Annotated in this window: 19 protein-coding genes; 3 read left to right on the top strand and 16 right to left on the bottom strand. The window is 69.6% G+C overall.

Annotated elements, in window-relative coordinates; translation table 11 throughout:
- Positions 1-140: 140 nt before the first annotated feature.
- The 12 genes from gspM to gbpA form a co-directional block, all read right to left on the bottom strand.
- Positions 141-605, bottom strand: a complete 465-nt coding sequence (gene gspM, locus PHLH3_RS18080; RefSeq protein ID WP_213625230.1) for a type II secretion system protein GspM — start codon at positions 603-605, stop codon at positions 141-143.
- Between the two features lie 29 nt (positions 606-634).
- Positions 635-1708, bottom strand: coding sequence for a type II secretion system protein GspL (gene gspL, locus PHLH3_RS18075; RefSeq protein ID WP_213625229.1), 1074 nt, complete (start codon positions 1706-1708; stop codon positions 635-637).
- Between the two features lie 12 nt (positions 1709-1720).
- Complete coding sequence (gspK, locus tag PHLH3_RS18070) at positions 1721-2584, bottom strand: type II secretion system minor pseudopilin GspK (RefSeq protein ID WP_213625228.1); 864 nt, start codon at positions 2582-2584, stop codon at positions 1721-1723.
- Positions 2577-3161, bottom strand: coding sequence for a type II secretion system minor pseudopilin GspJ (gspJ, locus tag PHLH3_RS18065; RefSeq protein ID WP_213625227.1), 585 nt, complete (start codon positions 3159-3161; stop codon positions 2577-2579). Before gspJ ends, gspK begins: the two co-directional genes overlap by 8 nt.
- A complete protein-coding gene (gene gspI, locus PHLH3_RS18060; protein WP_173177401.1) occupies positions 3158-3526 on the bottom strand; it encodes a type II secretion system minor pseudopilin GspI in 369 nt (122 codons plus the stop codon). The genes gspJ and gspI overlap by 4 nt, the downstream gene beginning before the upstream one ends.
- A complete protein-coding gene (gene gspH / locus PHLH3_RS18055) occupies positions 3513-3989 on the bottom strand; it encodes a type II secretion system minor pseudopilin GspH (protein ID WP_213625226.1) in 477 nt (158 codons plus the stop codon). Before gspH ends, gspI begins: the two co-directional genes overlap by 14 nt.
- A 150-nt stretch (positions 3990-4139) precedes the next feature.
- Positions 4140-4571: a type II secretion system major pseudopilin GspG gene (gene gspG / locus PHLH3_RS18050; protein WP_111261278.1), complete on the bottom strand. Its 432-nt coding sequence runs from the start codon at positions 4569-4571 to the stop codon at positions 4140-4142.
- Positions 4572-4586: 15 nt separating this feature from the next.
- Positions 4587-5795, bottom strand: a complete 1209-nt coding sequence (gene gspF / locus PHLH3_RS18045; RefSeq protein ID WP_213625225.1) for a type II secretion system inner membrane protein GspF — start codon at positions 5793-5795, stop codon at positions 4587-4589.
- A gap of 2 nt (positions 5796-5797) precedes the next feature.
- Positions 5798-7267, bottom strand: a complete 1470-nt coding sequence (gene gspE / locus PHLH3_RS18040) for a type II secretion system ATPase GspE (protein WP_213625224.1) — start codon at positions 7265-7267, stop codon at positions 5798-5800.
- On the bottom strand, positions 7264-9162 hold the full coding sequence (gene gspD / locus PHLH3_RS18035) for a type II secretion system secretin GspD (protein ID WP_213625223.1): 1899 nt from the start codon (positions 9160-9162) through the stop codon (positions 7264-7266). Before gspD ends, gspE begins: the two co-directional genes overlap by 4 nt.
- Positions 9159-9680 (bottom strand): type II secretion system protein N, encoded by a 522-nt coding sequence (locus tag PHLH3_RS18030; protein WP_213625222.1) that lies wholly within the window; start codon positions 9678-9680, stop codon positions 9159-9161. The genes gspD and PHLH3_RS18030 overlap by 4 nt, the downstream gene beginning before the upstream one ends.
- A gap of 105 nt (positions 9681-9785) precedes the next feature.
- Positions 9786-11327 carry an N-acetylglucosamine-binding protein GbpA gene (gbpA, locus tag PHLH3_RS18025; RefSeq protein WP_213625221.1) on the bottom strand — a complete coding sequence of 514 codons (1542 nt, stop codon included), beginning with the start codon at positions 11325-11327 and terminating at the stop codon, positions 9786-9788.
- Positions 11328-11618: 291 nt separating this feature from the next.
- Here gbpA and PHLH3_RS18020 point away from each other — a divergent pair, with 291 nt between their 5' ends.
- On the top strand, positions 11619-13385 hold the full coding sequence (locus PHLH3_RS18020) for a GGDEF and EAL domain-containing protein (RefSeq protein ID WP_213625220.1): 1767 nt from the start codon (positions 11619-11621) through the stop codon (positions 13383-13385).
- A gap of 40 nt (positions 13386-13425) precedes the next feature.
- Here PHLH3_RS18020 and PHLH3_RS18015 read toward each other — a convergent pair whose 3' ends face one another.
- Complete coding sequence (locus PHLH3_RS18015) at positions 13426-13713, bottom strand: hypothetical protein (protein WP_173177385.1); 288 nt, start codon at positions 13711-13713, stop codon at positions 13426-13428.
- An 820-nt stretch (positions 13714-14533) separates the two neighbouring features.
- The gene (locus PHLH3_RS18010) at positions 14534-15286 is read right to left on the bottom strand and encodes a TerC family protein (RefSeq protein WP_213630610.1); all 753 of its coding nucleotides are present in this window, start codon (positions 15284-15286) and stop codon (positions 14534-14536) included.
- A 242-nt stretch (positions 15287-15528) separates the two neighbouring features.
- On the opposite strand from PHLH3_RS18010, the gene PHLH3_RS18005 reads away from it, so the two are divergent.
- Both PHLH3_RS18005 and PHLH3_RS18000 read left to right on the top strand, forming a co-directional pair.
- Positions 15529-16479: a GlxA family transcriptional regulator gene (locus PHLH3_RS18005; protein WP_213625219.1), complete on the top strand. Its 951-nt coding sequence runs from the start codon at positions 15529-15531 to the stop codon at positions 16477-16479.
- Between the two features lie 183 nt (positions 16480-16662).
- The gene (locus PHLH3_RS18000; protein ID WP_213625218.1) at positions 16663-18159 is read left to right on the top strand and encodes a winged helix-turn-helix domain-containing protein; all 1497 of its coding nucleotides are present in this window, start codon (positions 16663-16665) and stop codon (positions 18157-18159) included.
- 665 nt (positions 18160-18824) lie between these two features.
- Here the strand turns inward: PHLH3_RS18000 and PHLH3_RS17995 are convergent.
- Positions 18825-19220 carry an AraC family transcriptional regulator gene (locus PHLH3_RS17995; protein ID WP_213625217.1) on the bottom strand — a complete coding sequence of 132 codons (396 nt, stop codon included), beginning with the start codon at positions 19218-19220 and terminating at the stop codon, positions 18825-18827.
- 108 nt (positions 19221-19328) lie between these two features.
- Positions 19329-20240 carry a LysR family transcriptional regulator gene (locus PHLH3_RS17990; protein ID WP_213625216.1) on the bottom strand — a complete coding sequence of 304 codons (912 nt, stop codon included), beginning with the start codon at positions 20238-20240 and terminating at the stop codon, positions 19329-19331.
- Positions 20241-20302 lie beyond the last annotated feature (62 nt).

Genomic DNA, 20302 nt, shown 5'->3' with positions numbered 1-20302 from the left:
AACTGCCGAAGCCTAGCAGTTGCCCCCTGTCGCCTGCGAGTGCCACCACGGCCAGGACGACCCCGGGGCGTTGGCTGCGCCGGCTGTTGCAGGGGCCTTCCCCAAGGGCCCTGGCTGCTGCCCGGGCCGGGGTGCCCGCGTCAGGCGGAAGGCCCCACCAGCAGGCGCACGCGTGCGCGGCCCTCGGGGCTGACTTCCAGGGCCAGGCTGTTCACCTCGGCACCCGCCCGCTCCAGCGCCTGCAGCCAGGCGAGCAGGTCGTCGAGGGCGCCTTCCAGGCCCAGGTCGATGCGTCCGCCGCCCTCGTGATCCATGCGCTCGATGGCCAGCCGCGACTCGGCGCTGGTGCGCGCCAGCAGGCCGGGCAGGGCGTCGCTGGCCAGCGTCGGCCGGGGCGTGGCCTGTGGCAGCGCGGCCAGCCCGACCTGCTCTAACAGCGCCCGTTGGTAGTCCTCCTCGGCATGGTGCAGCGCCTCGCGCTGGGGCTGCAGCAGTGCGCTCCAGAGCAGCACCGGGCCGAGGAACAGGGCGAGCAGGAGCAGTGCGCGGCGCTCGCGAGCGGGCAACTGGCGCCAGCGTGATTGCAGGGCGGGAAAGGGGGTCATGGTGGCTCTCCTGTCGTGGCTGGCCGGTTTCATCGGGTGATCCGCAGGCGGGTGCTGACGCCTTCGCCGCTGCGCGTGCTGGAGTCGGCCTGGACGTTCAGCCCCTGGGCGAGCAGCCCTTCGCGCAGGCGTTCGATATCGGCGAAGGAGCCGGCCTCCACCCGCAGCGTCCAGCCCTCGTCGGCCCGGTAGTCGAGCTGGCGCACCTGGGCCAGGCTGCCGCCGCTGGCGCTCCAGGTGGCGGCCAGTTCGTGCAGCTCCTGCCCTACACCTTTCGCGGAGCGGCCGGAGCTGGCCTGTCGGGCCTGCAATTGGCGGCCGAGATCGACCAGCGGCTCGCCGGGAAAGCGCTGCCGCCATTCGGCCTGGTTGGCCTGCTGGAGCTCTGCGGTGTCGCGTTCCAGCCAGTGGCGGTGCAGGCGGTCCTGGACCCCTTGCGCGGCGCAGGCGACCACCAGCAGCCCCGCTGCCAGCGCCCAGCCGGGACGCTGGCCGCCCCGCTTGGCGAACTCGCCCTGGCGCAGGTCGATGGCCCGGCGCGAGCCGTCCGCCAGCAGCGGCCAGGGCGCCTGCTCCAGGCGCCGCAGGCCGTCGGGCAGCAGCGCGGCGAGTTCCCCCAGCCGGGCCTCCTGCAGCGCGCCGAACAGGGCGGGGTTGCCGCCGAGCAGCCAGCGGCCGGCGCAGGGCAGGGCGCAGGGCTCCTCCGGCGGCAGGCAGTCGGCGTCGACATGGATGCGTGCCGGCACCAGCCCGAACCCGGCCAGGCGGGCCAGCAGCTCGCGCAGCCATTGCCGGTCGACGGCGATCACCCGGCACTGGCGGTCGACCAGGGCGCCGCGTGCCAGGTGCAGGGTGTCGAGCTCCTCCAGCAGGACCTCTTCCAGCGCGGAGTCCAGCGCCTGGCGCAGCCAGCGGCCACTGCGCAAGGGCACCTGCACCCGATGCAGGCTGGCCGCCTCGGCCGGCAGCAGCAGGGTCAGGCGCAGGCCGGCGAGGCGTGTGGCGGCCTGGTGCAGGTCGCCCTGTTCGGGCTCGCCGTTCTCCAGCCACCAGGTGGCCGTGTCGGGGTCAGTGGGGGAAGCGAGGTGGAGCCAGGCGTGCACGGGTTCGATCCTTCAGGGTTGGGTGGGGGCCAGCAGCTGCCGGCGCAGCACGGCGAGGGTGCCGTCCGCTTCCAGGCGCAGGTCGCTGGCCAGATACAGGCGTCGTTCGCCCAGTTCGGCGGCGAGGTGCACGCGGAAGTGGCGGCTGTCCACGGCCAGGCCACGGCTGTTCAATTCGCGGCCGTGCAGCAGCGGCAGCTCGACGAAGGCCTGCACGCTGGCGTAGCCCTGGGCGGGGCGGCCCTGCACCAGGGTGCGGGCGATGCCCGGGTCGAGGCCTTCGAGGGCGGCCAGTTGCTCGGCGCTGGCGGTGTTGAGGTTGAGGGCGCTGCCGCCCAGGGTGGCGACGAAGGGGCGCAGGCGTTGCAGGTCGGCGCCGCCCAGGGGCTCCAGGCGCAGCAGTTCGCTGCTGTCGGCCAGGGGCTGGGGCTTGCCGTCGTGGCCCGGGCGCGAGGGCAGCCGCGCCGGGTCGTGGGGGGGCAGGTCGAGCAGCTTCAGCAGGCGCTGGTAGCGGGCGCGGGCCGGGCCGGCGCTGCTGCGCAGGGTGTCGAGATCGAAGCGCCCGGCGAGGTCTTCCACGCGGATGCGCACGAGCCCGCCGTCGAGCTCGAGCGCCTGGTCGCGTGCCCAGCCCTGGCCCAGGTGCACGCGCAGCGGCTCCTCGCGCTCGCCGAGCTCGTCGTGCAGGCGCTGGCGTGCCATGGCCTCGCCGCTCAGGGCCAGTTGCCAGAGCTGCTGCTGGTGCAGCTGGTTGGCGCTGCTGGCCAGGCTCAGGCGCTGGCGGGCGAGCATGTCGCTGATGATCAGGGTCACCAGGGCGGTGATCAGCAGCACGCTGATCAGCGCCACGCCCTGTTGCCGGGCGTGCTCATTCATGCCGTTGCCCCGGGCTGCCGGGCAGCGGGATGACCCTGCGGATGTCCGGGAAACCGGGGGCGTCCAGTTCGATCTCCAGCGCACGCGGCAGGGCCAGCGCCCCATCGGCGGCGGGCCAGGCGTCCCGCGCCTGGCCGCTGGCGTCGATGTAGCGCAGGCGGGTCAGGGTGACGCCGTCCAGCAGGCGCTGGCTGCGCAGGGTGCCCCCGTCCAGGTCCTGGTAGTCGCGCAGCCAGCGACCCTGGTCCCAGCGGTGGGCGGCCTGCAGCACCTCGCTGCGGCGCTCCTGCAGCGGGTTGGCCCAGCCGCCGCTCACCAGGCGCAGCTCATGGCCGTGGCCGATCAGCGCCTGGCGCCGGCTGGGGTCGTCGGCGAGCGGGTGGGGCATGGCCTGCCACAGGTCGCGTTGCAGCACGTCCAGCGCCCGTTGCAGCTGGCGCAGTTCGCGCTCGTGCTGCTGGATGCGCCGCTCGCTGTGCAGCACGCGCTCCAGCAACTGGTAGCTGGCCAGGCCGAGCAGGCTGAACAGGGCCATGGCGATGAGCACTTCGAGCAGGGTGAAGCCGCGCTGCGTCATGGCGCCGCCTCGATCAGGCCGCTGAGGCGGGCGCGGACCCGGGGCGGCGTGCCCGGCTCGGCCACTTCCAGGGTGACCCGGCGCAACCCGGCGCTGGTGGCCTGGCCGACCTCGCTGAACAGCAGCCACTGGCGACCGGCGAAGGCGATGCGCTCCTGGCGCAGGCCGGGCTCGGGCGCGCGCATGCCGGCGCGCAGCTCGTTGAGGCGGTTGTCGGCCAGCCACTGGGCGAGGCTGCGCTCGGTGAGCCCGGCGCTGTTGCCGGCGATATGCCCGGCGGCGCTGTACAGGGCAACGGACAGGGTGGCGAAGATGGCCAGGGCCACCATCACCTCCAGCAGGGTGAAGCCGTCAGGGCGCCTCAATGCGCACCTCCTCCAGGCCGTCGCTGGCGAGGGTCAGCTGCGGCTTGCCGCGCAGCTCCAGGAGCAGGGTGAAGGGGGAGATCTCGTCGCTGGAGAGCACCAGCAACTGCGGGCCGCCAGCCGTGGCCACCGGGGCATGCTCGTCACGCTGCAACCGCAGGCGCAGCGACGGCGCCAGTTGCTGCGGGCGGTAGCCGGGCGCGGGCCGCCAGCGGCCGTCAGCCTCCAGGCGTTGCACGCTGTAGCCATCGGTGTCGATGCGCAGGCCGAACTGGCTGTGGCCGAGCACAGCGTCCTCGCGCAGCAGCGCGATCAGTGCACCCAGCCGCTCGGCCTCGCGTCGCGCCTGCTGGCCACCGTTGTCACCCTGGGCCAGCCCGGCGAGCCCCGCCACCAGCCCCACCAGGAGGATGACCACGAGGATCTCCAGCAGGGTGAATCCCCGTGCCCGCGCGCGGGTCATGGCCACACTCCATCGCGAATGAATTCGCTCCCACAGAGGGGCAGCTTGCTTCGTAGGATGGGTAGAGCTGAGCGAAACCCATGCTGCCCAGGTGATGGGTTTCGCAGGGCTCCACCCAGCCTGCGGAATGGGTGCTTGCGCGGGGGCATCTCAGCGATCCCAGTTGCCGATGTCGGCGTTGAGGCCCTCGCCGCCGGCGCGGCCGTCGGCACCGAAGGAGAACAGGTCATAGGCGCCGCGGCTGCCGGGGACGATGAACTGGTAGGGGTTGCCCCAGGGGTCGACGGGCAGGCGCTTGAGGTAGCCATCGGGGTTCCAGTTGCGCGCGGGCGGGCTGCCGGCGGGCCGGGTGACCAGGGCGTCGAGCCCTTGCTGGGTGCTGGGGTAGCCGTGGTTGTCGAGCTTGTAGATGTCCAGCGCCATGGCGATGGCGTTGATGTCGGCGCGGGCGGCGGTGACCTTGGCCTGGTCCGGGCGGCTCATGATCTGCGGCACCACGAGGGCGGCGAGCACGCCGAGGATGACGACCACGACCATGATCTCGATGAGGGTGAAGCCCTGCTCTCTGCGTCGGTTGTGCATGGGGGTTCCTGCCGTTCAGGCGATGAGTTGGTTGAGGCTGAGGATGGGCATGAGGATCGCCAGCACGATCACCAGGACGCTGGCGCCCATGAACACCAGCATCGCCGGCTCGAACAGGCCGACGAGCATGGCGATGCGGTTGGCGAGCTGGGTTTCCTGCTGGCGCGCGGCGCGGTCGAGCATGGAGTCCAGCTCGCCGGAGCGTTCACCGCTGGCGATCATGTAGAGCATCATCGGCGGGAACAGCGCACTGCGTTCCAGGGCCCGGGTCAGGGCGCCACCTTCGCGCACGGCGCGGGCGACGTCTTTCAGACCGGTCCGAATCTGCCCGTTGGCCACCACCTCCGCGGCGATCTCCAGCGCGTCCACCAGCGGCACCCCGCTGCGCCCGAGGATCGCCAGGGTGCTGGTGAAGCGCGTGCAGTCGCTGGCCCGCAGCAGGCGGCCGAACAGCGGCAGGCGCAGTTGCAGGCGGTGCCAGGTGAGCCGCGCGCCCGGCAGGCGCAGGGCCAGGCGCAGACCGAAGGCGAGGGCGGCGATGATGATCAGGCCCGCCAGGCCATGGCGCTGCAGCGCCTCGCTGGTGGCTATCAGGCCGCGGGTCAGGACGGGCAGTTCCTGGCCGCTGTCGATGAACACCTTGACCACGTCCGGCACCACGAAACCGAGCAGGAAACCGACGATGCCGAAGGCCGCCAGCAGCAGGATGCTCGGGTAGAGCAGCGCCAGTTGCACCTGCTGGCGCGCGGCCTGGCGCGACTCGGTGTAGTCGGCCAGTTGCAGCAGCACCTGGCCCAGGTGCCCGGCACGCTCGCCGGCGGCGACGGTGGCGCGGTACAGCGGCGGGAAGGCGCGGGGGAAGTCGGCCATGGCGCGGGCCAGGCCGTGTCCCTCCAGCACCCGCGCGCGGATGGCCAGGACCATGGCCTGCTGGCTGCGTTTTTCCGACTGTGCGGCGACGGCGGCCAGCACCTCTTCCAGGGGCAGCGCGGCCTGCACCAGGGTCGCCAGTTGGCGGGTGAGCAGGGCCAGGGCGGCGGCGTTGAGCCCCCGGGCCGATGCCCGCGTCCCGGGTACGCGGCCACCCCGGGCTGCGCGCAGGCGCAAGGGCACCAACTGGCGGTCGCGCAGCAGCTGGCGGGCCTGGCGTTCGCTGTCGGCTTCCTGCACGCCGCGCTGGCGGGCGCCGCTGGCGTCCATGGCGAGGTATTCGTAGGCGGCCATGCTCAGTCCTCCCGGGTCACGCGCAGCAGCTCATCGAGGCTGGTAACGCCGGCCAGCACCTTGTCGCGACCATCCATGAACAAGCTCGGGCCATGGCGGCGGGCGTGGCGGGTCAGCTCGGCTTCGCCGGCGCCCTGGTGGATCAGCTGGCGCAGCGCCTCGTCCAGCAGCACCAGTTCGTAGAGCCCCTGGCGGCCGCGGTAGCCGCTGTGCTGGCAGGCGGGGCAACCCACCGCGTGCCACAGCGGGGGCGGCGCGGCCGCGTCCAGCCCCAGGTGGGTGCAGGCGGCGGCATCGGCCGGGTGCTGCGCCTTGCAGTGCGGGCAGAGCACGCGCACCAGGCGCTGGGCCAGCACGCCGACCAGCGAGGTGCAGAGCAGGAAGGGCTCGACGCCCATGTCCACCAGGCGCGTGACCGCGCCCACCGCGCTGTTGGTGTGCAGGGTGGAGAGCACCAGGTGGCCGGTGAGGGAGGCCTGCACGGCGATCTCGGCGGTCTCGCGGTCGCGGATCTCGCCGACCATCACCACGTCCGGGTCCTGGCGCAGGATGGCGCGCAGGCCCCGGGCGAAGGTCATGTCGACCTTGGTGTTGACCTGGGTCTGGCCGATGCCGGGCAGGTGGTATTCCACCGGGTCCTCGATGGTGAGGACGTTGCGGCTGGCGCTGTCGAGGCTGGCGAGCCCGGCGTAGAGCGTGGTGGTCTTGCCCGAGCCGGTGGGGCCGGTGACCAGGAGGATGCCGTGGGGCCGGGCCAGGGCGCCTTCCAGGCGGGTACGGGTGTCGTCGTCCATGCCCAGGCGGGCGAGGTCGAGGCGCCCGGCCTGCTTATCCAGCAGGCGCATCACCACGCGCTCGCCGTGGGCGGAGGGCAGGGTGGAGACACGCACGTCCACCTCGTGTCCGGCGAGGCGCAGGGCGATGCGGCCGTCCTGGGGGATGCGTTTCTCGGCGATGTCCAGGCGCGCCATGACCTTGATCCGCGACACCAGCAGGCCCGCCAGTTCGCGGCGCGGGCGGAGGATCTCGCGCAGCAGGCCGTCCACCCGCATGCGCACGGACAGGTGCCGCTCGAAGGTCTCCAGGTGGACGTCCGAGGCGCGGGCCTTCACCGCCTCGCCGAGGATGGCGTTGATCAGGCGGATGATCGGGGCGTCGTCCTCCTGCTCCATCAGGTCGGTGGTCTGCGGCAGCTGGTCGGCGAGGCTGGCCAGGTCGTCGTGCCCGGCCATCTGCTCGTCCAGGCCCTCGGCCACCTGCTGGGCATCGCCCTGGCCGTCCTGGTAGCAGAGCGCCAGGCGCTCGGCGAAGGCGTCGGCGTCCAGCACCTGGCAAAGGGTGGGCTCGCCATGCTGGCGACGCACTTCGGCGACGATCGCCAGTGCCGCATCGGCGCGGCACAGCAACTGCCCGGCGTCCAGCAGCACGCCGTGGCGACGGGCGTAGGCGAAGGGCAGGCGCGCGCTGCTCATCGGCTGCCGCCCCGGCGCAGGTCGAGCGCCGGCTCGGCGTCGATCTCGAACAGCTGGCGCGGCTCGCTGGGCAGCAGCAACCGGTTGGCGGCCGGGTCGCTGGCGCGCAGCCGGCGCAGGCCGTCGTAGCGGCGCTGGCCCAGGTCCTCGGCGGAGGCGCTGTTGCGCAGCAGGGTGGGGCGCAGGAAGACCATCAGGTTGGTCTTCTCCACCACTTCCTTGGAGGAGCGGAACAGCGCGCCCAGCAGCGGGATGTCGCCCAGCAGCGGCACCTTGCTGACCTGGACCCTGGCGTTGTCCTTGATCAGGCCACCGATGACGATGATCTGGCCGTCGTCGGCGAGGATGGTGCTCTTCACCGAGCGCTTGTTGGTGATCACGTCGCTGGTGGCGATGCCCGCCGGCGCGGCGGCCAGCTCGGAGCTCTCCTGCTCCACCTTCAGGCGCAGGGTGTCGCCCTCGTTGATGTGCGGGGTGACCTTGAGGGTGATGCCGATGTCGCGGCGCTCCACCGTGGTGAAGGGGTTGGAGGCGCCGGCGCTGTCGGTGGTGTAGGAGCCGGTCTGGAAGGGCACGTTCTGGCCGACGAGGATCTCCGCCGCCTCGTTGTCCAGGGTCAGCAGGCTGGGGGTGGAGAGCAGGTTGTTGTTGGAGTCGCTGGAGAGCGCGTTGATCAGCGCGCCGAAGTCGCGGCTGCCGATGCCGATCAGGGTGCCGTCGGGCAGGGCCGGGCGCTTGCCGCCCTCGGCCCCGGCGATCACCGAACCGATGGCCAGGCCGCTGCCGCCGAACTGCACGGCGCCGGCGATATCGCCGCCGCGCCCGGCCCACTGCACGCCAAGGGCCTGGTTGATGTCGCCGCTGACTTCGACGATCGCCGCCTCCACCAGCACCTGGGCGCGTGGGCGGTCGAGCTGGGCGATGATGCCGTCGAGCATGGCCAGTTGGGCGGGCTCGGCCATCAGCACCAGGGCGTTCTGGCTCTCGTCGGCGCTGATGAGGATGGAGCCGGCCTGGCCTTCCTTGCCGCCGCGACCGACTTCGAGGCGCTTGCCGATGCCGCTGAGCAGCTCTGCCATGAGCTTGGCGTCGCTGTGGTGCAGGCGCAGCACGCGGGTACCGTCGCTGGCGTCGCCGGGCACATCAAGGGTCCGCGCCAGGCTCGCCATCTGTGCCCGGGCGGGCTCCGGGCCGATGAGGATCAGGCGGTTGCTGCGGGCGTCCGCCACGGCCTTGGCCGAGGGCGCGCCGGAACCGGCCTGACCGACGCTTTCGCTGAGGGTGGCGGCCAGGTCGCTGGCCCAGGCGTGGCGCAGGGGCAGGGTGCTGAAGGCGCGCTGGCCGGAGGCGTCCAGCTCGGCGACCACCTGGCGTATGCGCTCGACGTTGCTGGCGCTGTCGGTCACCACCAGGGCGTTGGCCGTGGTGGAGGGCGCGATGTAGGCATCGGTGGCCACCAGCGGGCGGACCACGGCGGCCACTTCGGCGGCGCTGGCGTTGCGCAATGGCAGTACCTGGGTCACCACCGCCTCGCCGCCGCTGCCGTCGTGTTCGCTGGCGCGGGTCTTGGCATCGGCGACCGGGACGATGAGCACGCGGTCGCCCTGTTCCAGCGCGGCGAAGCCCTGGCTGCGCAGCACGCTGAGGAAGAGGGCGTAGATGCCGGCCTGATCGAGGGCGGCAGCCGATTGCACGGTGACCTTGCCGCTCATGCGTGGGTCCAGGACCATGGTCTTGCCGGTGATCGCACCGACTTCGCTGACCAGGTCGCGCAGGTCGGCGTCCTTCATGTTGAGGGTCCATTGGCGCTCCTCGTCCTTGGTGGCTTGGGCGACGAGAGGGCAGAGCAGGGTGCCGAGCATCAGCAGGGCGCGGGTGGTGCGGATGAGGTTCATGGCGTCGTCTCGGGCGAGTGCGCTGGCGTGACCATGGGCACCAGCAGGGTTTCGGCGGGGCGGGCGAAGCCCAGGCGTTGTTCGCGGCCATTGCGCAGGATGAGTACGTGGTCGGTCTCCACGCTGCGCAGCAGGGCGCCGCCGGGCAGGCGTTCGCCGGGGCGGTGGAAGGCGCTGCCGCCGGGGGAGGCGATCAGCGCGCGGGAGTCGTCGGGGTGCTCGGCACGCAGGCTGGCGAGCAGGGTCAGGGGCATGCCGGGGTCTTCCTCGTGAGCGTCCGGCTGCGGAGGCATGGCGCCGAACATCAGGGCGACGGCGGTGGCATCCAGGGTCGGCGCTGGCAGCGCCGTCGGCAGCGGCGGCCTGGTCGGCTGCGCCTGGGCCTGGGTCCGCAGGGCCTGGCGGTAGTCACCGCTGGCCAGGCCCAGCCAGGCCAGCCAGGCGCACAGCAGCAGCGCGGCCAGGGCGTGCAGGGCCCGGGGCGGCAGCGCGCGCGGCAGGGTGGGGACGAGCGTCATGGCGGCGGTTCCGTCGGGGACGGGAACGGCCCGGCGGCTCCTGGCCGTCGGGCGTTCCGGTTCGTTGGGGAGGGGGCTCGGGCCTTGGCCCGGCCCCCGGTCGGGTTACTTGCGGTCCCAGGCCATGCTGGAGTGGGAGCCCTTGCCCGGCTCGAACTGGCTCGAACCCGGGGTCCACTGCTTGCAGTAGCCGCTGGCGGGGAAGGGCTTGCACTGGTAGACGTTGCCGTCCTTGGCCAGCACGGTGGTGCCGGCCTTGTAGCCGGCCAGGCCGTCCGGGAAGACGAAGTCGTACTTGGCATTGCCCGGGTTCTCACCTTCGCCCGGGTTCTCGCCACCGTTACCCGGCTCGGCGATCAGGCTGAAGCTGTGGGTCTGCTGCAGCAGCTCGCCCTTCTTCGGCGTGGCCACCACCACCAGGTCATGCTTGCCGGCTTCGGCCTTCAGCAGCGGGATGTGGAAGTGCGGGGTATTACCCGGTGCGGCTTCCTGGTGGGCGACGGTCTCGCCCTTGGCGTTGAGCACCGTGGCCTTGACCTGGTACTCGCCGCCCTGGGCGATGGCGTTGAAGTGCAGGTCGGCCTTGCCGTCCTTGATCTGGTAGCTGTCCTGCAGGCCGGTCAGGCCCAGGGAGCCCGGAATGCTCGGCTGGTCCTTCTGCACCTCGACGCGTACCACCTTGCTGTCGGCCTTAACATGGATGCCGTTGCGGCCGTAGTTGGGCACGACGTCGCCGGTGGTGTTCAGCTCGCCCAGCTTGTAGCCGAGGTCGGCGGCGTTGACCTTCTGCGCCAGCAGGAAGGGCCAGTTGTTGGCCTGGGCCTGGTTGGCGTTTTCGATCTTCAGCGAAATGCTGTTGAGCTGCCCGGTCTTGGCGAAGGCACGCAGGGTCACGGTGTCGCCGACGCTCAGGGGCTCGGGCTGCACGGCGCCGATCTGGTTCCATTCCGGTGCCGGCGGGGTGGTGCCACCGTTGCCGGCGCCCTCGTTGTCGATGTTGACGTCGACGGCCTGGTAGAAGGTGGCGTCGGTGTCGCCGATGCGCCAGGTGGCAAGGATCACGTGGTAGCCGCTGCGGTCAGTGGGGATGTTCAGGCGGTGGGTGCTGGAGCCCTGGGACACCGGCTTGGCATGACCGCTGGTGGCGAAGTCCTCATGCAGCAGCGGGGCAGCTTCGAAGGAGGCGCGGGTCAGCGGCTTGTTGGGGTTCCAGTCCTTCTTGGTGATGTAGAACTGCCAGTAGGCGGTGGCGTGGCCGGCGGTGTACTTCCAGCGGAATTCCTGCATGCCGGGCTTGATGGTGGTCTTGTGCCAGCGGGTGGCGGTCTGCTCGTTCAGCTGGCTGTAGGAGTTGTGGCCGCCGGCGGCGATGGTGCCATCGGCCGGGCCGCATTCACGGAAGGTGCCGCCGCACCACTTGCCACCGAAGTGGTTCTGCGCGTCGGGGCGGTATTCCACGCTCTGCGGTTCCCACTGGATGGAGCCGCAGTTGGCGTTGAGGTTGCCGCCGCTCATGCTGCACATCAGCGAGCGGGATTTCGGGCTCTCGATGTAGCCGTGGGAGAAGGCTTGCTGGGATGCCAGGGTGGCGAGCCCGACCGCGAGGGCCAGGGGCAGCTTGCGCAGGGAGCGCTTGGAAATGCTCATCGAAGTACCTTTCTGAGAGGGTCGAAAAATGGGCGCTCCGATACCGCCGCCTGTTGCGAGCAGGCCCGCCGCGACAGGTTGGCGGCGCTATCTGGAGCGGATTCAGGATGCCTCCGGGGAGGTTCCTGTCCCATCGGACGAGTCCGAGAATGGCTTTGTGAATGCGCGGGGGCGGCGACGCGGGGACGGGGTGGCGAAGTCGATACCGGGGGGGCGCGAAGGCGATCGAGCTGCTTGAATCAAAGGTCGTCGAGGAATGTCAGAGCAAATGTCCAGTTGCCGGGAGGACATATGGACGCAACGCCTCTTCCCACCAATGAAGCCGAACGCCAGCGCCAGGTCCTCGCGCTGCGGCCCCTGGAGCACACGGAGGACGAGGTCTTCGAGAGGCTGGTGCAACTGGCCACCGCGTATTTCGAGGTGCCCGTCGCGCTGGTCTCGATCATCGATGACAACCGCCAGTGGTTCTGCGCCAAGGTGGGCCTCGGCGTGAGCGAAACGTCCCGGGGTGACGCCTTTTGCGCCCATGCGGTAGTGTCCGAGGCGCTGTTCCAGGTCTGCGATGCACGCCAGGACGAACGCTTCTGCGACAACCCGCTGGTCACCGGCGAGCCGGGCATCCGCTTCTACGCCAGCATGCCGCTGCTCACCGAGGACGGCCTGGCCCTGGGGAGCTTCTGCATCATCGACAGCGAGCCGCGCCCGCCGTTGTCGCCGCGCGACGCGGCGATGCTGGAATCCCTCGCGCAGCTGGCGATGCTGCGCCTGCGCCACATCCGCGAGGCCACCTTCATCGACCCGCCCACCGGCCTGTACAACCGCCTGCGCCTGGAAGAGGACGTGGAGGGGGCGTTGCGCGCCGGCCAGCGCATCACCGTGGTGGCGGCGGACATGATCGCGCCGGCCTTTCTCAACGACATCGTCAAGGTGCTCGGCTACCCCTTCTCGGCGTCGTTGATGCTGCTGATCAAGACCCGCCTGCAGCAGGCGCTGCCGGAGGGGCAGCAGTTGTACAAGATCAGCCCGACGCGCTTCGGCTTCATCATCCACGGTGCCCGGCGCGATGCCGTGGAGAGGCTCTCCCACGGCCTCGCCGACGTCTTCTCGGCGCCTATCGAGTGCGAGGGTATCCCGCTGCAGATCCGTTTCGGCGCCGGCATCCTCGACCTTGATCCGGGAATGGAGAACCGCGACTGGCTGCGCCTGCTGGTGAGCTCGGCCGACAACGCCCGCGAGACCGGAGTGCGCTGGCGCTACTACGAAGCCGCCCTGGACCATGCCCAGCAGCGTGCCTTCCTGCTGTTGTCGTCGCTGTCCAAGGCGGTGCATGCCGAGGACCAGTTGCGCCTGGAGTACCAGCCCCGCGTCGAGCTGAACAGCGGGCGCCTGGTCGGGGTCGAGGGGCTGCTGCGCTGGCGCCATCCGCAACTGGGCGGCATCAGCCCGGCGGAATTCATCCCCCTGGCCGAGCGCACCGCGCTGATCCGTCCGCTGAGCCTGTGGGTGGCCGAGCGGGCCATCGTGCAGGCTTCCCAATGGCAGCGGCAGGGCTGGGACTGGAAGGTGTCGATCAACGTCTCGGCCAGCGACATGGACGATGCCGATTTCGTTGACCGCATCATCGCCCTGGTACGCAGCCACCGGATCGACCCGGCGGGCCTGGAGCTGGAGTTCACCGAGAGCGTGCTGATGAAGAACCCCGAGGAGGTACGGCGCAACCTGCTGCGCCTGCGTGCGGAGGGCATGGAGCTTGCCATCGACGACTTCGGCACCGGCTACAGCAACTGGTCCTACCTGCGCGACCTGCCGGCAAGCGCAGTGAAACTGGATCAGTCCTTCATGCGCAACGTGCAGACCGAGGTGCGCGACCAGCGGGTGGTGGGTGCGGTGATCCAGCTCGCCCGGCAACTCGGCTACCGGGTGGTGGCCGAGGGCGTGGAGACCGAGGAGCTGTACCGCCTGATGCAGTGGTGGGGCTGCGACGAGGTGCAGGGCTACTACGTGGCGCGGCCGATGTCGCCGGAGCAGTTGGAGGCGTGGCACCGCTCCCGCAGCTGAACCGGGCCGGCACGGGCCCGGGCAGGCTGGGGCGGGGCGTTCAGGACAGGGCGGGCTGGCCTTCGCTGGCCGGGCCGGCCTGGGCGAGGATGAAGGCCTGGGGAACCAGCGGGTGCAGCGCGGCATCGGTCTCGTGGCGCACGGCCTCGGCTTCGTCCAGCAGGTGACGCCAGGTTTCCGCATCCAGCCCGGCGAAGTCGCGCAGGGCGTTGATGTAGCCCTGGGCTACGCCGAAACGGTAGGCGAGGGTGCGCCCGTCCGCGGCGTTGCGCATGTGTTGCAGCCGTTCACGGGCTTGGCTGAGGGCCAGTTCGGGGGAAATGTTCATCGAAGTTCGACTCCTTCGTAACGATATGGCGCTTCGATCGCCACCTGGCGCATCGATACGATGTTGATCTCATATTCATATGAAGGGTTCAGGTCAGGTTCGCGGATTTTTCATCGGCCCTCGTCCGGCCCGGGGTCAATCCCCGGGGTGCCTTGTACCGGGCGGGTTACGTAGGAGCAGTTTCAACCGCGAAAAGGGGCAATCGCGAATGAATGGGCTGTGCCGGTGCTAGCTGTTTTGGATTCAACGAAAAAGCTCAAGAACGGCGATTTCAGGACGATTCTGGATTCCTGGCACACCCACCGCATGGGTTTCGCTTCGCTCTACACCATCCTACGAAAGCCGCCAGCCGCGGCGTCCACCCGGTGGTGATGCGCATATCAATGTGTATTGAGCGAAGGCGTTGGAGCAGCGGCCAAACGCCCCTTTCAGGAGGCCGAGCGCAATCGTCGTTTCAGGGGTTGAGCGACATGGATGTCGCGAGAGCCTCGATGGGCCAGGGATGGCCCTTCGAGGCGTGCCCCTGGAACGATGATGGAGCGAGGGAAGTCTGGCTTCAGCCAGACCCGTATGGAGGGGCAAGCCCTTTTGGTTTCTTTTGGGTGGTTCGGCACCCCGACGACTGCCAAAAGAAACTCGCCCGGGGGGGCGAAACCAGAAACATCAGCAAAGCTCGGCAATCAACTCAACTCGAAGCTTTCCAGCAACACTTAACGCAGACAGAGCCAATGAGTCCTTGCCTACAGGATGAATACCGACCTCGCGAAGGGGGACGCAGGCAACTGGCAGCGCCCCTCTCCCGCGAGAGAGGGACGGTGCGTCACGCCTGCCGCTGCGCCTTGCGGCGGGCGGCGCGGCGGGAGAGCATGTTGAGCGCTTCGATGGCAGCGGAGAAGGCCATGGCGGCGTAGATGTAGCCCTTGGGCACATGGGCGCCGAAGCCTTCGGCGATCAGCGTCATGCCGATCATGATCAAAAAGCCCAGGGCCAGCATCACCACGGTGGGGTTGTCGTTGATGAAGCGCGCCAGCGGGTCGGCGGCCAGCAGCATCACGGTGACGGCGGCGACCACGGCGATGACCATGATCGGCACGTGCTCGGTCATGCCCACGGCGGTGATGATGCTGTCGACGGAGAACACCAGGTCCAGCAGCAGTATCTGCACGATCGCCGAGCTGAAGCCGATGGCGGCGACCTGCTTGCCGACGAACATGTCGCCTTCGGGAGCCGGGTCCACGGAATGGCGGATCTCCGTGGTGGCCTTCCACAACAGGAACAGGCCGCCGGCGATGAGGATCATGTCCTTCCAGGAGAACGCATGGTCGAACACCTCGAACACCGGATGCACCAGCTGGACGATCCAGGCCACCGTGCCGAGCAGGCCCAGGCGCAGGATCAGCGCCATGCCGATGCCCAGGCGGCGGGCCTTGGTACGCTGGTGCTCGGGCAGCTTGTTGGTGAGGATCGAGATGAAGATCAGGTTGTCGATACCGAGCACCACTTCCATCACCACCAGTGTGGCCAGGGCGATCCAGGCGGTGGGGCTCGATACCAGTTGCAGGAGATAATCCACGTCGGTCATCCGAAGATTCAGGGAGGCGCCATTCTGGAGATTCGGATGAATGGCGGCGATGTGGGAATAGCAACAAGTCTTTTCAGCTTGGCCACGGCAGCGTTCATCAGTCGTTGCTTCCGACGGGCGGCAGGGTGGAGCCTCCGGCTGCGTACTCGCGCCACCGGAAATTGTTCGCAGACAGCCTCCCGGCGCCTGTTCATACTGCGCGTTTCCAGACGCCGGACGCCCCCTGCCGCTGCATGAAGACCGTTGCCATCCTCCTGTTCCCCGACCTGCTGATGCTCGATGTCGCAGGCCCCATGGACGTCTTTTCCATCGCCAACCGCTACCTGCCGCCGGAGCAGGCCTACCGCATCGTCACCCTTGCCAGCGGAGAACGTAGCGTGCGGGCTTCCAATGGCCTGGCGATGCAGGCCGACCAGCTGGTGGAGGAGGTGGAGCCCGAATTCGACCTGCTGCTGGTGCCCGGCGGCCCCGGTGCCTACAACGACAGCCACGGTGCCCTGGTGCCCTGGCTCAATCGCGCGGCGCAGGCTTCGCGGCGCTATGGCTCGATCTGCACCGGTGCCTTCATCCTCGCCGAGGCCGGTCTGCTCGATGGCCGTCGGGTCACCACCCACTGGCACTACATCGAGCGCCTGGCACGGCGCTGTCCGGGAGCGGCGATCGAGACCGACCACATCTATATCCGCGACGGCAAGCTGCTCACCTCCGGTGGCGTCACCGCCGGCATCGACCTGGCTCTGGGCGTGGTCGCCGAGGACCATGGCCGCAAGCTGGCGCTGGATGTGGCCAAGGTGCTGCTGGTGGTGATGCAGCGCCAGGGCGGGCAGGCGCAGTTCAGCCCGCTGGCGGCCGGCGTGGTGGGCGACGACTCGCCGATCGCCCGGGTGCAGAACCATGTGCTGGAGCATCTGGAGGAGCCCTTCAGCGTCGAGCGCATGGCCACCCTGGCGGCGATGAGCCCCCGGCATTTCTCCCGCGTGTTCGCCCGCGAGGTGAAGATGACGCCCATGGAGTTTCTCCAGGGCGCGCGCCTGGACCGTGCCCGCAGCCTGCTGGAAACCTGTGACCTGCCCTTGAAGACCGTGGCCTACCGCAGCGGCTTCGGCAGCGTGCGGCACATGCGCGTGCTGTTCGCCGAGAAGCTCGGGCTCAGCCCCGCGCAGTACCGCCGGCAGTTCAGCTAGCAGTCCGTCGCGTGTCCGTCCTGGGCACCGCCTTGGCCGTCTCGTTCCCCTCGCCGCGATTGTTCCTTCACACCAGGCTGGGATGATGGGAAGCATTCTCGTAAGGAGGGTGCACGGGCCCGGATCGGGGCCCTGCAGGCAGTTCGCAGGGCGAGTCCATTCGGTCGCCGGCACGACAGCGACATGACCAGAGCCACCAACATTCCGGAAGACTCCGTGCTGTGCTTCGGCACGTTCCGCTTCCACGTCCAGCGCCGCCTACTGCTCGAGGGCGACCGCCCGTTGCGCCTGGGCAGCCGTGCCCTTGAGATCCTCAAGCTGTTGCTGGAGAACGCCGGCCATCTGGTCGGCAAGGACTGCATCATCGCCCGTGTCTGGCCCTCCACCGTGGTGGAGGAGACCAACCTGCGGGTGCATATCGCCGCCCTGCGTCGCGCCCTGGGCGACGGGCGTGACGGACGCCGCTTCATCGCCAATGTGCCGCAGCGCGGCTACAGCTTCGTCGCCGAGGTGAGTTGCGAAGGCGTGGCGCCGGCTGCGGCCCCGGGTATATGGCCGGCGCACAACCTGCCGGTGCGGCTGACCCGCATCGAGGGGCGCGATGGGCTGGTGGGGGGCCTGGTGCGCGAGTTGACGCAGCGGCGCTTCTTCACCCTGGCCGGCCCCGGGGGCGTGGGCAAGACCACCGTGGCGCTGCGCGTCGCCGAGTTGCTGCTGGAGCACTACGCGGACGGTGTGCACCTCATCGACCTGGCCGATTGCGGGCCGAACGGCGTGGCCGGCCGCCTGGCCTCGGTACTCGGCCTCCCGCCCCCGGGATCGGACCCTGTCGCCGACATCGGCCGTCAACTGCGTGGCCGTCATGCGTTGCTGGTGCTGGACAATTGCGAGCACCTCCTGGATGCCTCGGCGCTGCTGGCCGAAGGGCTGCTGCGCCGTGCGCCTCGCCTGTCGATCCTGGCCACCAGCCGGGAGCCGCTGCTGGCCGAAGGCGAGTTCGTCCAGCGCCTGGCGGGCCTGCCGGTGCCGCCCGCGCCGGCCGACTGCTCCGTGGAGGAAGCCCTGGGCTGCGCCGCCATCCGCCTGTTCGTCAGCCGAGCCCGTGCCCGCCAGGATGGCTTCTGCCTGCGCCCGGGTGACGTGCCGCTGGTGAGCGAGATCTGCCGCCGCCTCGACGGCCTGCCGCTGGCCATCGAACTGGCCGCAGCCCAGGTGGACAGCCTGGGGTTGGCCGGCCTTGGGGCGCTGCTGGACAACCCCATCCACCTCCAGTTGCTCGCCCATGCGCGGCGTACGGCGGTGCCCCGGCACCAGAGCCTGAGTGCCAGCCTGGATTGGAGCCATGACCTGCTGACTGCGCTGGAGCGCGTCGTGCTGCAGCGCCTGGCCCTGTTCAAGCAGGCCTTCACCTTCGACGGCGCCGTGCGGGTCATCGGCTGCGAGCGCATCAGCGATACGCGGCTGTACGAGGCCATCAGCCACCTGGTGGCCAAGTCCCTGTTGCTGGCGGAGCCGGAGTACGGGCAGGTGCGCTACCGCTTGCTGGAAACTACCCGGGCCTACGCGCTGGACAAGCTGCGCAATGGCGGCGAGCACCCCCAGCGTGCCCTGGAGTGGCGCCTGGCGATGCCCCTCCCGAGCCTCTGGCGCGGCGCGCCGGTGCAAGGCATGCCCCATTGAACTCATGGCCCGTAGGTTGGGACGAGGTACGAAGCCCAACGCAGCAGGGCTGAACCTCGCACCGTTGCATGGTCTCGCGGGGGCGAATTCATTGGCTCTGTCGGCGTTAGCTGTTGTGGTTTTAAAGCAAGCGCTCAAACGCGGTGCTTTCCGGGTGTCCAAGGGTTTCTGCCACCGCCACCGCATGGGTTTCGCTTCGCTCGCGGAACGCCGCCCGACCCATCCTACGAAAGTCCGTGCGCACCACGTCGTGATGCGTTGGAGGAGGAAAGTTGGAGCAGCCGCCAACGCCCCTCCAGGAGGCCGAACGGAGTCGTTGCGCAGGGGGACGAGTGGCATGGATGCCACGAGAGGCGCGACTGGCCATGGATGGCCCTTCGCGCCGGCCCCCGGAGCGGCGATGGAGTGAGGGCACCCGACGCAGTCGGGCCGGATGATGGGGCAAGCGCTTTTGGTTCCTTTTAAGGCGATTGTTAAAAGGAACTCGCCCGGCAAGGCGAAACAGGAACTATCAGCAAAACTCGGCAATCAGCCAGGCTCAAATCCTCTAGCAACACTTAACGCAGACAGAGCCAATTCATTCGCGACAGATCATCTGGCCACTCGCTGCCGGGTGCCTGCTGCGGGTCTCTCGCGGCTGAAGCCGCTCCCACGGTGAAAGCCCGTCACTCGCCGATCAGCCGCCAGCTCATCGGGTTGACGCCTTCGGCGCGGGTGAACAGGCGGGAGAAGTGGGCCTGGTCGTAGAAGCCACATTCGAGGCTGATGCGGGTTAGGCTGAGGTCGGAGTTGCGGATCAGTTCCTTGGCGCGGGCCAGGCGTTGCCGGCGCAGCCAGTCCTGGGGCGTCATGCCGGTGGTGCATTTGAAGGCGCGGGCGAAGTGGCTGCGGGAGAGGGCGCAGGCTTCGGCCAGGCGGGCGACCGGGATGCCCTCGGCGAGGTGGGTGAGGATCATCTGCTTGGCCAGGCGCTCGCGCCAGGGGGCGAGGCCGCCCGAGGCGCCGGAGCCGGCCTCGGGCTGGTCGTATGCGCAGGTGCTGTCGTGGTGAGTACTGGCCATGGCGATCATCCCGATCCGCGTTCGATCCCGTGGCCGGATGGGCACGGGAGGTCAGCGGATTGTTCGGGAGGCCAGGGCGGTGGGCGAGTTAAACGTTGTTAATTCGCTTCAGAGCCCGTCTTCGCTCATGAAGCGCACGATCTGGGTGCGCAGCCAGCGCTCGGCGGAGTCGTTGTCCTGGGCACCGCGCCAGGCCATGGTCAGTTTGGCGGGGACGATCTCGAAGGGCGGCGGCTCGGCACGCAGGCCGCCGCCGGCCACCAGTTCGCTGGCGGCGTAGTCGGGCACGGTGGCGATCACCTCGGAGTTGGCCAGCAGGGCACGCAGGCCGTTGAACTGCGGCACGGCGAGCACCACGCGACGGGAGCGGCCGATGCGCGCCAGGTCCTGGTCGATGTTGCCGCACAGATCGCCCGAGAAGGAGATCAGCGCGTGGGGGCGGCTGCAGTAGTCGTCCAGGGTCAGCGGCTCGGGGCGCTTGTCGGCGCGTAGCACCATGGTCTGGATGCGCCGCAGGGTGCGGCACTTGGCGTTGGCCGGCAGTTCGGTGGTGTAGCTGACGCCGACGGAGATCTCGCCCGAGGCGAGCAGGCTCGGCATCAACAGGAAGTTGGCGCGGCGCACCACCAGCACGATGTTCGGCGCCACCTCGCGCAGGTGGTTGAGCAGCGGCGGCAGCAGGCCGCACTCGACGTCGTCGGAAAGGCCGATGCGGAACACCATGTTGCTGGTGGCCGGGTCGAATTCATGGGCATGGCTCAGGGCGTTGGACATGGCGTCCAGCGCCGGGCGCAGCTGCTGGAGGATTTCCACCGCGCGGGTGGTGGGCTCCATGGCTCGGCCACTGCGCACGAACAGGGGGTCATTGAAATAGTCGCGCAGGCGCGACAGGGCGGCGCTGATCGCCGGCTGGCCGAGGAACAGTTTCTCGGCGGTGCGGGTCAGGTTGCGCTCGTGCATCAGCGTCTCGAAGACGATCAGCATGTTCAGGTCCACGCGGCGCATTTCGCTGCGGTTCATGCACGGAATTCCTCAATCGAAGCGGCGGGGGAGCAGTTGTGGCCCGCCAGCCTTGCAGGTCG

It is taken from the genome of Pseudomonas sp. Pc102 (genome assembly GCF_018408275.1).
GTDB lineage: Bacteria > Pseudomonadota > Gammaproteobacteria > Pseudomonadales > Pseudomonadaceae > Metapseudomonas > Metapseudomonas tohonis.
Note: the sequence above shows the minus strand (reverse complement) of the source record. Positions and strands in the feature narration are given on the sequence as shown.

What these genes read in the sequence shown, in the direction of transcription:
- PHLH3_RS17990 (WP_213625216.1), bottom strand. Translation starts at nt 20,240, where the DNA reads ATGAACCGCAGCGAAATGCGCCGCGTGGACCTGAACATGCTGATCGTC.
- gspG (WP_111261278.1), bottom strand. Translation starts at nt 4,571, where the DNA reads ATGCACAACCGACGCAGAGAGCAGGGCTTCACCCTCATCGAGATCATG.
- PHLH3_RS18005 (WP_213625219.1), top strand. Translation starts at nt 15,529, where the DNA reads ATGAAGACCGTTGCCATCCTCCTGTTCCCCGACCTGCTGATGCTCGAT.
- gspD (WP_213625223.1), bottom strand. Translation starts at nt 9,162, where the DNA reads ATGAACCTCATCCGCACCACCCGCGCCCTGCTGATGCTCGGCACCCTG.
- gspJ (WP_213625227.1), bottom strand. Translation starts at nt 3,161, where the DNA reads ATGACGCAGCGCGGCTTCACCCTGCTCGAAGTGCTCATCGCCATGGCC.
- gspH (WP_213625226.1), bottom strand. Translation starts at nt 3,989, where the DNA reads ATGACCCGCGCGCGGGCACGGGGATTCACCCTGCTGGAGATCCTCGTG.
- PHLH3_RS17995 (WP_213625217.1), bottom strand. Translation starts at nt 19,220, where the DNA reads ATGGCCAGTACTCACCACGACAGCACCTGCGCATACGACCAGCCCGAG.
- gspM (WP_213625230.1), bottom strand. Translation starts at nt 605, where the DNA reads ATGACCCCCTTTCCCGCCCTGCAATCACGCTGGCGCCAGTTGCCCGCT.
- gspK (WP_213625228.1), bottom strand. Translation starts at nt 2,584, where the DNA reads ATGAATGAGCACGCCCGGCAACAGGGCGTGGCGCTGATCAGCGTGCTG.
- PHLH3_RS18015 (WP_173177385.1), bottom strand. Translation starts at nt 13,713, where the DNA reads ATGAACATTTCCCCCGAACTGGCCCTCAGCCAAGCCCGTGAACGGCTG.
- PHLH3_RS18030 (WP_213625222.1), bottom strand. Translation starts at nt 9,680, where the DNA reads ATGACGCTCGTCCCCACCCTGCCGCGCGCGCTGCCGCCCCGGGCCCTG.
- gspE (WP_213625224.1), bottom strand. Translation starts at nt 7,267, where the DNA reads ATGAGCAGCGCGCGCCTGCCCTTCGCCTACGCCCGTCGCCACGGCGTG.
- gspF (WP_213625225.1), bottom strand. Translation starts at nt 5,795, where the DNA reads ATGGCCGCCTACGAATACCTCGCCATGGACGCCAGCGGCGCCCGCCAG.
- PHLH3_RS18020 (WP_213625220.1), top strand. Translation starts at nt 11,619, where the DNA reads ATGGACGCAACGCCTCTTCCCACCAATGAAGCCGAACGCCAGCGCCAG.
- gbpA (WP_213625221.1), bottom strand. Translation starts at nt 11,327, where the DNA reads ATGAGCATTTCCAAGCGCTCCCTGCGCAAGCTGCCCCTGGCCCTCGCG.
- PHLH3_RS18000 (WP_213625218.1), top strand. Translation starts at nt 16,663, where the DNA reads ATGACCAGAGCCACCAACATTCCGGAAGACTCCGTGCTGTGCTTCGGC.